At 44.3% G+C, this 12401-nt stretch carries 13 protein-coding genes and 1 tRNA gene; 1 reads left to right on the top strand and 13 read right to left on the bottom strand.

All coding sequences use genetic code 11. The annotated features are described in order from the left end of the window. Window positions 1-9 precede the first annotated feature (9 nt). The 13 genes from rpsG to G3RUM_RS03235 all read right to left on the bottom strand — a co-directional run bounded on the left by rpsG (window position 10) and on the right by G3RUM_RS03235 (window position 11555). Window positions 10-486: a 30S ribosomal protein S7 gene (gene rpsG / locus G3RUM_RS03295; protein WP_129735347.1), complete on the bottom strand. Its 477-nt coding sequence runs from the start codon at window positions 484-486 to the stop codon at window positions 10-12. Window positions 487-488: 2 nt separating this feature from the next. Further along, the gene (gene rpsL / locus G3RUM_RS03290; RefSeq protein WP_129735345.1) at window positions 489-902 is read right to left on the bottom strand and encodes a 30S ribosomal protein S12; all 414 of its coding nucleotides are present in this window, start codon (window positions 900-902) and stop codon (window positions 489-491) included. A gap of 191 nt (window positions 903-1093) precedes the next feature. Beyond that, window positions 1094-2374, bottom strand: coding sequence for a trigger factor (gene tig, locus G3RUM_RS03285; RefSeq protein WP_129735343.1), 1281 nt, complete (start codon window positions 2372-2374; stop codon window positions 1094-1096). A gap of 24 nt (window positions 2375-2398) precedes the next feature. Next, the gene (locus tag G3RUM_RS03280) at window positions 2399-3991 is read right to left on the bottom strand and encodes an FAD-binding oxidoreductase (protein ID WP_129735341.1); all 1593 of its coding nucleotides are present in this window, start codon (window positions 3989-3991) and stop codon (window positions 2399-2401) included. A gap of 108 nt (window positions 3992-4099) precedes the next feature. Next, window positions 4100-5005, bottom strand: a complete 906-nt coding sequence (locus G3RUM_RS03275; RefSeq protein ID WP_129735339.1) for a hypothetical protein — start codon at window positions 5003-5005, stop codon at window positions 4100-4102. Window positions 5006-5118: 113 nt separating this feature from the next. Continuing rightward, window positions 5119-5203 (bottom strand) — tRNA-Leu (locus tag G3RUM_RS03270). A gap of 68 nt (window positions 5204-5271) precedes the next feature. Then, window positions 5272-5766, bottom strand: coding sequence for a hypothetical protein (locus G3RUM_RS03265; RefSeq protein ID WP_129735337.1), 495 nt, complete (start codon window positions 5764-5766; stop codon window positions 5272-5274). A 103-nt stretch (window positions 5767-5869) separates the two neighbouring features. Continuing rightward, window positions 5870-6385 (bottom strand): hypothetical protein, encoded by a 516-nt coding sequence (locus G3RUM_RS03260; protein ID WP_129735335.1) that lies wholly within the window; start codon window positions 6383-6385, stop codon window positions 5870-5872. Between the two features lie 144 nt (window positions 6386-6529). Continuing rightward, entirely contained in the window at window positions 6530-6952 is a 423-nt protein-coding gene (locus G3RUM_RS03255; protein WP_129735333.1) for an S-ribosylhomocysteine lyase, read from the bottom strand. A 104-nt stretch (window positions 6953-7056) separates the two neighbouring features. Continuing rightward, window positions 7057-7581: an RsmD family RNA methyltransferase gene (locus G3RUM_RS03250; RefSeq protein WP_129735331.1), complete on the bottom strand. Its 525-nt coding sequence runs from the start codon at window positions 7579-7581 to the stop codon at window positions 7057-7059. Continuing rightward, a complete protein-coding gene (gene recG, locus G3RUM_RS03245; RefSeq protein WP_129735329.1) occupies window positions 7581-9596 on the bottom strand; it encodes an ATP-dependent DNA helicase RecG in 2016 nt (671 codons plus the stop codon). Before recG ends, G3RUM_RS03250 begins: the two co-directional genes overlap by 1 nt. Before the next feature lie 647 nt (window positions 9597-10243). Further along, window positions 10244-10987 carry a tRNA (guanine(37)-N(1))-methyltransferase gene (locus tag G3RUM_RS03240; RefSeq protein WP_129735327.1) on the bottom strand — a complete coding sequence of 248 codons (744 nt, stop codon included), beginning with the start codon at window positions 10985-10987 and terminating at the stop codon, window positions 10244-10246. Between the two features lie 76 nt (window positions 10988-11063). Beyond that, entirely contained in the window at window positions 11064-11555 is a 492-nt protein-coding gene (locus G3RUM_RS03235) for a DUF5680 domain-containing protein (RefSeq protein ID WP_129735325.1), read from the bottom strand. 231 nt (window positions 11556-11786) lie between these two features. Here G3RUM_RS03235 and G3RUM_RS03230 point away from each other — a divergent pair, with 231 nt between their 5' ends. Then, window positions 11787-12338, top strand: a complete 552-nt coding sequence (locus G3RUM_RS03230) for a hypothetical protein (RefSeq protein ID WP_129735323.1) — start codon at window positions 11787-11789, stop codon at window positions 12336-12338. Window positions 12339-12401: the final 63 nt, after the last annotated feature.

Here is a 12401-nt window from a genome sequence, read left to right as displayed (position 1 = left end):
TTGCAAGATTTATCTTGCAAAGTGTGCGAATGCGCGGTTCGCCTCCGCCATGCGGTGACAATCTTCTTTCTTCTTGAAAGCAGCACCGGTTTCATTATAAGCGTCTACGATCTCTGCTTCTAGGCGTTTAGCATAAGGCATGCCGCTGCGAGCGCGTGCAGACTGCACTAGCCAAGAAAACGCAAAGTGGAGTTGTCGGTGTCCGGCAATCGGGAACGGAATCTGGTAGTTAGCGCCGCCTACCCGACGTGATTTTACTTCAAAATCCGGAGAGACATTAGCAATTGCTTTTTCCAAAACTTCTACTGGGTTCTCGGACTTTAGTTTCTTGGCAGCACCTTCGATTGCGGAATATACTGCACGTTCAGCTACTTGCTTTTTGCCATCCAACATAGACTTATTGATAAGCCTCTGTACTAGCATGGATTGATACTTACGATCCGGGTTAACTTTACGAACCAAAGATTTGGTAGTCTTACGTGGCATAATTACTTACCCTCCTTCTTTGCGCCGTATTTACTACGACCTTGCTTGCGACCTTGTACTCCTTGAAGATCTAAGGTTCCGCGTACGATGTGGTAGCGTACACCTGGAAGGTCCGGCACACGACCGCCACGCACCAACACCACAGCGTGCTCTTGTAAGTTGTGGCCCTCGCCACCAATGTAGGCCCAAACTTCTTGCCCATTGGTAAGACGGACACGAGCAACTTTTCGCATCGCAGAGTTTGGTTTTTTCGGAGTCTTAGTTGTTACTTTGATACATACCCCACGCTTCAAAGGCGCTGCCTTTTCGTAGCGCTTGGTTTTTAGAGTGTTCACGATGGAACCCAGCGCTGGGGACTTGGATTTTTTCGCAGCTTTCTTACGAGGCTTACGAATCAACTGATTAATAGTTGGCATTAAATCTTTCCTCTTTAGATTAACATATAATATATAGTGAACTTCAACACGCTACATATAGCGTTCCAATGGCTAAAACACGCCATAAAACCCTACATCTAGTGTCCACTATTTGCCAGTCTGCTCACAGCAATCACAAAACCGGCTGAAACTCTTGCGCCTATTATATCACAAATCTCTTAATTTTTCCACTATTTTTCGTTTTCTTTGGCCAAAAACTCTAACGTCTTTTCGATAATCATCCGATTTTTGATATCCATTTTTACATTTGGATCTTTTAAGCTCTTGAGCGCTTCGGGCGACTTCTTGTATACGTCTTTTAGTTCGGCGATTTTTGCCGTCACTAAATCATCAGAAACGGTAATTTTTTGTTCTACTGCCAAAGTTTGTAGGGCTAATGAAGCCTTCACTCTTGCTTCGGCAATTTTGCGAGCTTCTTTCTCCCAATTTTCCATTGTTTCGTTATTGTTCTTCAGAAAATCATCAAAGCTCATACCTTGAGAAGCGGCATTACGAGTTATATCGTCTTTAATCATCCGCACCTGGTCGTCTATTAAAATCTCTGGCGCTGGAATCTTAGATTTCTTTACTAGTGCGTTTAAAAGGTCGTCTTTAAATTTTTCCTCTAACTTATGCGAATTCTGTGCAGCCAAATTCTTCTCGATATCGGCTTTTAACTCCTTCAGATTTTTGAAAGGACCGCATTTTTTCGCCATTTCGTCGTTTACGGCCGGCTTTGTCACCTCATTAATTTGTTTTACCAATACTTCAAACACTGTTTTGGTGCCAGCCAAATCTTTTACACCGTAATCTTTCGGGAAAGTAAGTTTAAGGTCAAATTTATCGCCTGGCTCGTGCCCGACAATACCGTCTTCAAAACCCGGGATAAACGTCTTGGACCCTAGCGTCAGATGATAATCTTTTGCTGAGCCGCCCTTAAAAGCTTCGCCATCTTTTTTGCCTACAAAATCAATGATTACCTCGTCGCCATCGGCCGCAGCACGTTTTACCGTCTTTTTCTCGGCAAAAGATGTTGCAATATTGTCTAATACTTCCCCAATTTCTTTATCTGATATCTTAGCTTCTTCTTTTTTTACTCCAAGCTTCTTGAAATCACCGAGCTTGATTTCTGGGATAATATCTGCCGTAGCGGTATACTCTACGACCTCATCTGGTACATATTTGGTAACATTGACGTTCGGCAGCACTAAAGGCGATTTTTCATTCTTAGAAAAAGCCTCTATCACTGTAGCGCGCACTGCAGCATCTACCGTTTCGGCATTCAGGTCATTCTCTGGAATAAACTTCTTTGCCACATCTACAGGCACTTTGCCTTTGCGGAACCCCTCAACGTGAATTTCTTTGGCTAATTTTTCCAAAGCCTTCTCTTTAGCTGGCTTCAAATCTTTTGCGTCCAAAACGACTTTAATCTCCACGCGCGAAGCAGACAGTTTTTTGACTGTAGTTTTCATAATAACTCCTATATGTTACATGTATTATAACATAATTTTCGGCAGACTCGTACTCCGAAAGTGTGTCAACGTAAATTTAGAATTAGCGCCCAGCTTAACGTCTGGATTCAAAATGTTGTTTTGGTCAAAAATCCTTTTAACTTCGCTGTACAAAATCTGTTCAGCATCCTTCATATTAGTATTAGTTACTACGGCTTTCAACCTTCCTTCGGGCGTACCACCGGCTAATTTACCATCCTGCCGATCAATAATATAAGCCCCCGCGCGAAGAAAAGTAGCCGCCTTTTTATTAAAATCTTTGTCTTCCAGATTAAATTTTGGTCGCAGGCTGTAAATAGAAGTAGCATACGAGCCAAACAAAGCCAAGTCCAAATCTAATTTCTGCTCCAATACCTTTAGATCTTTGAGGAAACCACTAACATTGCGGGCTGGTAAATAGAAATCTGTCAGAATCGGCACGCGCTCGCTACTCTTAGCTGAGTTTAAGTACGCCGCAAGAGCGTTCTCAAATTCGTTCAAAATTAGGCGATTCTCTGGTGTTTCAAAGATAAACTTTGTGTTACGTGGAAACTCTTTTTGTATATTGGCAACTTTTTTAACGCAACTATTTATTCGCCCGTCAAAGCTCACTAGTACTACAAAACCGTCCTCTAGCTTACGAATTACGCCGTCTAAGTTTTTACCGGATTCGCGCGCCTCCTGAATAATTTTTAGATCGTAAAAATTGATTTTGCGTGGTCTTAAAGATTTTACTTTATGGGCAAACTCCAAAGCTGCGTCCAGCTCTTTAAACGTGGCTACGACACGCGACGGGCGCTTGCTTAGTGGTACTGCCTTCAAAATCACTTCAGAGATAACGCCCAACGTGCCTTGAGCCCCGAAAAACAACGGCATCAAATCTAGCGTGTCTTTATATTGAAGTTTTACAATCGCTGGGTAACCACTATAATCATGTGTGGGATTCTTGCTCATCTCGCTAACTAACTCGGCATTTGTCTTGAGCAGTTTTGAAATTTTGCGGTAGATATCGCCTTCTAAAGATTTTTCTGTTGCTTTCTTGGCGATATTATATTTTTTTAAACGGCTAGTCTGCAGGCATTCACCGTTCGCCAGTATCACTTCTACTCGCTCGACAAAGCTTTCAATTCCACCATATTTCCCTGCACTGTCATCTACTGGTGTATTGGAAATCAATCCCCCAATCGTGTCATTGTTATGACCGCCAATCGGGATAGTTAGCCCGGATACCGATAATGCGGTATTTAATTCTCTCAAAGTAATTCCTGCTTGCACGCGTACTAATCTCTCGCGCGGGTCGATTTCTAGCATTCGGTTTAATTTTTCGGTGGAAATTACCAAACCACCCGACGACAGGTCTGCCCCACCTTCATCTAACCCTGTTCCTCGGGCCGTCACTGATACAGGTATTTCTTTCGCGGCGATTTGATTAAAAAACCGCATTAGCTTGCGAATGTCTTCAGTAGACTCTGGGAAAGCTACAAATTTTGGCTTTATTTTTAAAACTGAACGGTCAGTAGAATAAGCCTCTAAAATCTCTGGAGTATCAAAAACATTACCAACAATCAACTGATTCAAGTATTTCGTAATTTTCCCCATCTTGGTTATGATTATAACATATAAAATGCCTTATCAAAATTTCGGAATTTAAAAATAAAAACCTAAAAAATACCCCGGCTAAAAGTCGGGGTATAAAGGTCAATAAGATTAGTCCGCGAAGAACATCGGCCGGAAGAGAATATCCAGACGGATTTTCGCTACCTTGAGTGTTATTGCTGGATAGATGGTTCCGGTGATTACTGCCTTGCCGGCAATTTTTCTAACCGCTTCGGTGTAGCGGGCACCTTTCTTTAGAATAATCTCTCTCAACGGAGTCCTACCTTTGTTCGTAACTTTGCTCTTGGGCGATTCAAGCAGGCGCCATTCCTCGTCTGAGATTGTCCAGTAGTCCACACAGAGCGCGTGCACTATCTTGTCTGCGCCGAAAGGATTAGCCTTCAGAAAATCTTTATAAGTGGACTCCAGATAGGTATTGGGTTCGTTCTGTCGGTTGTCCAGAGCATCAATCAGCGCCGTCAGCATTCTGGTCTGGTCGACGTTGTCGATGGAACTGATTAATTCAGCTATGCCGCTGACGCTCGAAGATATCTTACCGATACTGTTGGTCATGTAGTCTTTAACCAGCTTGTGAACATCAGTGTCTCTCGAATAAATTTCTACCGCCTCGACTATTGGCACCAGTCCATCCGGCATCATGGCATCTTCTTCGTATGCGCCGGTAGTATCGTTGCTCATAATCTCGGCCACGAGCTCGGGATCGGTGTAAGTCTCGAACTCCTCCAGAGTCATTTTAGAACCTTCCAGCGCAATCCATTTTTTGCCCTCAAACTGGAGCGTCGCCAGAGTCCCGACCTTATCACCAGTGACCGTGACTCGCTTTTTGCCGTCTTTCTCGCTTTCGCACACAGTAAGCTTCAAAGGCTTACAAAACTCTGAGCGTGTCAGCTGCAGAATTTCTTCTGCCGCCAGTATCTTCAAATCGCTGTACGCAGCTCGCGCGGTCTTTTCGTTGAACTTCTTATTGATTGCTTTTGAAATTACTTTGTTATCCATTTTTCGTAGCACCTCCAAAAAATTAATTGTCGTAGATAACAACCTCCCTACTATAGCATTCTTTTTCCTAAAAGTCAACTATCACAACAAAAATAGCCCGACTGGGCCAGCTGTGGTGCCCGGAACAGGATTTGAACCTGCACACCTTGCGGCATATGCTCCTAAGGCATACGTGTCTACCAATTCCACCATCCGGGCGTATTCCAATTATAGCATAAACTACCAAAAAAGCGAGTTCTTTTGCTCGCTTTTTTGAAGTACTAATCCTAAGCTTCTCTTTTAGTAAGAACCGCCGAAGTTAAATAAGTCGCCAACATCCCAGCCATCAAAGCAACAGGAAGGAAATCTTCTGGTCCAGTATTCGGCATGTCTCCCCTGCTATCGCTAACTACTACAGTAGCGTTTTCGGTCTTTTGCTCGGCTTTTGTTGATTCTGTGCTCTTGTTATCTTCTTTAGCCTTAGTCTTTTCCGTTGAGATAGTTCCAATCGCAGGAGTCTGGCCCGCTTCGGAGTTTTCATTGGTTTCCTCCTCAGATTTCTGATCTGCCTGGTCCTTGGTCTCGTCTTCGGTATTTTCCGACGACTCGTCCTTTAGCTCAAAAGAACTATTTTCTTCTTTGCTGATACTGGTACGACTAGACTTTTTAGTCGCAACTACGATGATTGCCACAATCAAAATCAAAATCAAGGCAACAGCCACCGTTGCGGCAGCGATAATTTTGCGACGTTCTTTTTTCTCCACCTCTTGTTGCTGATACATAACAAACTCCTTATCCTTCTATTATAGCACACTTTATTAAAAATGTCAAAATTAGGGAGCGAGAAAAAAAGCCAGCACTACGTGCTGGCTAAAGGAGACTCCTTTACGAAATTTGACGAACCAGACGAATCTTGGCTCCGCTTTCGGCGCAGAAAGTTTGCAACTTCGGCAGCCCATGTCGCCTTACAAGAATCGCATACAGCGAATTCTTATCCGGATTTTCTACCCAGAAGCGCCCCTCCAGATAGTTGCCGTCGATAGTCTCATAGGCAGCAGCAGAGGGATCCTCGTTATATCTCTGCATCTTAGGGTATACGTAGCCGCTGAAATCGAGCTTGAGCTTGTTCACGAAACCGTGGCTCGTATTGTCGGATTTCTCGACGAATTCCTCGAGTAGCGCCTCTGCCTCCTCGTAAGTGGGCAGTTCCCAGCCCTTAGGGAGCTGGTTCTGTTTCCGCAGAGCTTCAACCTCTGCATAAGTGAAGAAAGCTTTTCCCTTGCGCAAGGTCACGCCCGTGTCAATGAGGACGACGTCGCGTCTCAGCTCGAAGCTCTCCGGAGCGATAATCAGCCCAGTAGACTTTGACTTTGTGCCATTTTCGATCCATAAATCTGTCATTTTTTATTCTCCTTTTAAGGTGCAAATTCCAGGATTCCGCCTGGTACGGGATAATTAAAATACCACCTGAATTATATCACACTTATGTAAAAATGTCAATGTTGCCGTATGACTCACTGGCTTTACGTCAAGAAAAAACCAGCACTATGTGCTGGCCGAGTGTCGACGCAGTACTTGACTAAGCATGGTGACATAATACATTATTATCCACTGAGCCCCGGGCAAATCAAAACCTGCTGTATCTATGTCCGAACCGTCAACGGTGTCTAGGAACGCATAAAACTTTTGCATAGTATTGGCAATAGCCTTATCGTCATACTGTCCATTCAAAATTAAGACGAAACCAGTTCCGCTACCGTTCGGACCAAAATGTATTAAATTCTTGCCAAAATGTTGTTGCATAAATTCGTTGCCGAAATAATCTATCGTGTGGATTATCTCTCTAGACATTGTAGAATACTGCTCAGTAGAAGTTGGTAGAATTTCGTATTTTTCAATACAACATTTCCGCCATTGCGTCTTTTTCTGCAAAGATATACCCAATATATAGGTAGGCTGATCTTTCATTCTTTGTTCTCCTAAAGTACTAAATTTCGAGATTACGCTCGATCCGTCCGGCAATAATATCACAATTAATGCAACAATGCAAGTCGCCAATAAGTAAGAGCAGACTACTTTATGTAAACCGAAATATGCGCTGCGGCATAAGTACGCGTTTTTTGTAGAGTCAATCCATTAATCTCTGGGGTCTCAGTCGGATGAGATAGTACTAAAATCCCGCCCTTCTTCAAAAACTTTACCAAAAGCTCTGTGCTTCGCACTTCAAAATCATCATATGGTGGGTCAGCGATGATAATATCAAAGCTGTTAGGTGCCAGGAAGTTCTTCACGTCCCCCTCAGACACTCCAGCACTTTTCAAAAGCTCTAAATTTGTCAAATTCTTACGAATTACCGCGGCGGCGCGTGAATTTTTCTCTACAAACATCGCGTAACTCGCTCCGCGTGAAAGTGCTTCTATCCCTAGCGCTCCCGAGCCGGCATAAGCATCTAATACATTTGCCCCAGGTAAATAATCAGCAATCATGTTAAATAGCGCCAACTTTTCCCTTGCTCCCATCGGGTGGGTAGCCTTAGAATCGGGCGATTCGATCGTCCGTCCTCTAAATTTTCCAGATGTAATTTTGATATTGCTCATTAGTTTAGGGTGGTTATTTGTTGGTATCTGGTAATACCGCTCATTAATTCCTTGTATTTTACCATATTTTCAGGATTTTTCAAGAACTCTTTAACGTCTGCTTGGACGCGGTGAATCAGTTTAGTATCGGAAAGTGTAGCAATGCGCAAATCTAACGCTCCATGTTGTAGGGCGCCATAAATCTCCCCTGGGCCGCGCAGCTTCAAATCTACTTCCGCCAGATGGAACCCGTCGGTAGATTTCTCTAATTCTCTTAGTCGCCGTGAAGGCGGGTTATCGCCAGGGGTTAGCAGATAGCAAAAAGATGCTTTGCTTCCTCGCCCCACCCGGCCCCTTAATTGATGTAATTGAGCTAGGCCATAGCTTTCGGCGTTCTCTATTACCATCAAAGTGGCATTTGGTACATCTACCCCCACTTCTACTACTGTGGTAGATATCAGTATCTGAATTTCATTCCTGGAAAATCGCTCCATTATATCATCTTTCTCGGCCGGTTTCATCCGCCCGTGCAAAAACTCGATCTTCGCCCCCGGGAAGACCTTTTTCAGTTTTTCGCAACGCGATTTTACCGAAGTAGTCTCGGTGCGCGGATCATCATCTATTGCCTTGCATACCCAGTATGCTTGGCTTTTTTCGCTCAAAGTTTCGCGGATTTTCGGGTACAAAGTCTCTCTAGTTTCTAGCTCTGTTAAAATTTTGGTGGCGATTGGTTGCCGCCCTTTAGGCAGCTCGTTTAAAATAGATACATCCAAATCTCCAAATACGGTCAGCTGCAAAGACCGCGGTATAGGGGTGGCAGTCATCGCAAGTAGGTGCGGCGCCAGGCCGCTAGGGGATTTTAACAGCAACTTTTGCCGCTGCCCCACCCCAAAACGGTGCTGTTCGTCTATCACTACCAGAGATAACCGTTGGAACTCCGTATCGTCTGTGAGCAGCGCGTGTGTACCAATTACCACATCTATCCTCCCTGTAGCGATTTGTTTCTTTAGCTCAGATTTTTGCTTGGTGGCACCCGTCAGCAGTGCCACCTTCACTCCAAACGCGCCTAGAAGCTTTGAGAGCCCTTCATAGTGCTGAGTGGCTAGTATAGCGGTGGGCGCGAGCAGGGCCACCTGACGGCACTCTAGCGCGACCGCATAGGCCGCCAGAGCTGCCACCATCGTTTTGCCTGCCCCTACATCTCCCTGTAAAAGTCTATTCATTGGCGTGTCTTTTTCCATATTCTGGAAAATTTCCCACGCCGCCAATCTCTGCGCTCCCGTTAGTTGAAAAGGCAATTTCGCCACAAAATCCTTAATTTTTGCTGCATTAAAGGGAATTTTTTCAGCTTTTAGCTTGTCGTTCTCTTGGCGGTTGAGCTTTGCCGCCAGTATCAGTTCGAATAGCTCTTCGTAGGCCAGATAATCTCTGGCGTTTTGGGCGGATTTAATGGAATTGGGAAAATGGGCGTAAAACAGGGCGTTTTTGCGCGTGCCGGGCTTCACCGTAGGCAAAAGATCAGGGATGCTGGCGAATTTACTACGCGAATTTGCGATGAGCCGCCTAAAATCATGCGATTTCAACGCCCCGTGAGCCACGTAGATGGGGCTAAGACCGTTCCTGGGATCTATCTCGGCTACTTCGGCGGCCGACGGCGAAATCAAGCTGTAACGCCCGTTTTTGAGCTCAAAATTACCGGTAAAAAAATATTCCTTCTCTGGCGAGAACTGTCGCATCCGGTAGGATTGGTTAAACCACACTACTTTTACTGCCCCGGTACCATCCCTAATCACGCCTTCCACTATAGAGAGCCGCCGCCTCCGCGCCTGCCGCACGGAAAGGCTATCTATTTTTCCCTTTATCGCCACCTTGCCGGGGCGCATTTCGGCAATAGAAGTGGGCGTTTCGTAATTGTTGTAATCTCTCGGTAAATTGTAAAAAAAATCCCGTACCGTGCGGATGCCGGCTTTTTTCAAAATCTCTGCCCGTTTCGGGCCTATCCCTGGTAAAGTCTCCACTCCGGCAAACAAATCCATGATCCCATTATACTATAGTTATTAAATCTGCCCTTGCCTACATCTATGATTGACAAGTTAATCAATTGGCTGTTATACTAAAAATGCATATGTTTGAAATATTTGGCGAAGCAGCAAGATGGGAGATAGATAGTGGCTACTACATGCTAATGAGTGGAACCTACCTACTCATGACAGTCTTTTATATGTTGGCTCTGCTCTCCATTGTTTTATTAGCTTTTGTTACTCTTAAAAAAGATTCACTATATAGCAAAAGGAGTAAGTTTACAAGAGGCTTAATTACTATAACTTCCTTTATATCGATATTTCTGGGTTTGTTTGACCTGATAAATTTCTATTTTGATTCTTATAATTGGTCTGTTGCCGCAATTTTGTATTCTGCAGTCTCACTTGTATTTATTATATCCAGCGCCACGTTGCTAGCATTTTTTTACAAATTTTTATTTAGGAAAAAAATATTTCTTTATATATCGTTTTTCGTTATGATAATTTCTACATCTATATTCTGTTTACCAATCGCAATAGACAATTACCAGGAACTTCATCAGGAATATCATTGTGATTGTGAAGACAAATATATAGAGATTAACGGCAGACGAACTCTTGTGCCTTGTTGTCCAATGTAAAAATAGTCTTACGACCGATTTTTATCCGGCCTTACCGCTATGTTCCGCGCGCCATTTGGCGACTTCACCATGATTACCAGAGAGTAAAATGTCTGGCACCGTCATCCCACGAAAATCATAGGGTTTGGTATATTGCGGGTATTCTAGATTATCTCCATCCGAAAAACTTTCAATCTCAGCCGACTTTTCACCCCCTAGCACCCCTGGAATTAGTCGCACTACCGAATCAATAATAATTAGCGCCGGCAATTCTCCGCCAGTTAGCACATATTTTCCTAGAGAAATTTTATAGTCTACAATAGATAAAATCCGCTCGTCGTACCCCTCGTAGTGAGGACACAGAATGATAAAATGAGAATTTGCGTTTTGATTCGGGGTATTTCGGAGCGCGGCAGCGCGAGAATTAGTGCCGTCCGCCCATGGCGATAGGCCGGACGGACACAGCCCCGAATTAAATGCAAACTCTCTTGCTAGCTTCTGGCTCCAGATCACTCCTACTGGGGTAGGCAAAATCACTTTCGCGTCTGGATCCTTCGCTTTTACTGGTTCTATTGCATTAAATACCGGTTCACATCGAAGCAACATTCCATCTCCGCCTCCATAAGGTGTGTCGTCTACTGATTTATGCGGTCCTAGGCCAAAATCTCTTAAATTCACAAAGTCGAATTCTGCTAAACCCTTCTCGGTGGCCTTCCACATCATCGAAGTCTTGAGGTATGGCTCCAGCGCTTCCCGAAACAGCGTAACAATTGTAAACTTAATCATACCTATATTATACCATTTTTCGGCTTATTCATCTATCCCAAGAAAAAGCCGCCGCTAAAGTAGCGACGGCCAGCAATCATCTCCGGTCTACGAACCCGCCCTCGTATTTGCATTCGTACAGACGGGTGCCGCCTTTCTCGTAGATGTTTTCTTTACCGCTGAATTTATTTATATCACCGTGCCATTCGTTGACGTAGCGCATGCCGTTCTCGGCGATGTATACCTCAGGTCCACGCCACGGGCTGACATGATTCCTAGCCACCAAAGCGGGGCGCAAGCAGGCATACACGGCCTCCTTGTCTACGCCAGGGGATACTTCTCCACCGTAGGTCATCACCCAACATACAATGCCTTTGCACCGTATTACCGTAATCCCACGAAACGGTTCCCCACCGTACCAAGTGTCAGACAAAGACAACCCGCTTCTTCTGTCCGTATAGGATAAAGTGTGTGTCCCGTCTACGCCGTCGTGCGGTTTTACGTTTCCGCCGTAACCGTACTTCTGTGCGCGGTAAAGAAATTCGCGCAATTCGTTAATGAACTTCTCGTTGACAATACGCTTTTCCATTTTTTTTCACCCCCTAATTTAGTTAACAGGATAAACGTACTACTCTATACTATATCACAAAATATCTAAAAAATCAAATAATCTATGGAATTAATCCGTAAGAAAAAGTTACTCCCAAAGTAACAATAATAAAACTGCGCAGAACATTGACTTTTAAGAGTGGATAAGAGATAATGAGCCCGGAAGCTTAGACGTTGTAGTCAGAGAGTACCTTAGAAAGGAGGAATCGCAATGAAAGATTTTATGCGCAATTATTCTCTCGACTTGGCAACCCAAACCAAGAGCGGACTCTTCATAGCTCAATCGGATTTTTATCTCCCGGAAGACGTCACTCTTGAAGATGGTACCATCTTCAGACAAGGCAAAAAGTATTTTACCTTGTCTGAGATTGATGCTTTAAAGGCCCTCAAATCCCCACATACTGTTATCCCTTGCGGCTGGGACGTGCCTAGCTACAAAGAGTTGAGGGAGATCGCCGCGGAATTTAGCGTGAGGGATGGCAATCGTCATTCACACCATCTAATGACGTCTCTTGGGCTGGGGCTGTACGGGAACATCATCGGCGAGAGCCTTTATGTACACTATAATGCCGACCCTCAGAACGGTCTGTGTTATGTAGATGGATATAACGTCAGCGGATGTTATCTTGGCCGGAGTGCCCTCTCCCCCGATATCCCTTGTGCACTCTACATGTATGGTGGGAACGACAATATTGTAGTATCTAAGCAGTGCAATCCTAGCGCTAACGCTACAGTTCGCTTGGTCTTCAGGAGCTTATCTTAGCCTTTAAGGCAGTTCCAACTTCCTTTCTTTAAACCGGCACTAAAGTGCCGGTTTTTTCCTGCC

Origin of the sequence: Candidatus Nanosyncoccus alces (genome assembly GCF_004138395.1) — a bacterium.
Taxonomy (GTDB): domain Bacteria; phylum Patescibacteriota; class Saccharimonadia; order Saccharimonadales; family Saccharimonadaceae; genus Nanosyncoccus; species Nanosyncoccus alces.
The sequence above is the reverse complement of the archived record's forward strand: the minus strand, read 5'-3'. Positions and strand labels throughout refer to the sequence as shown.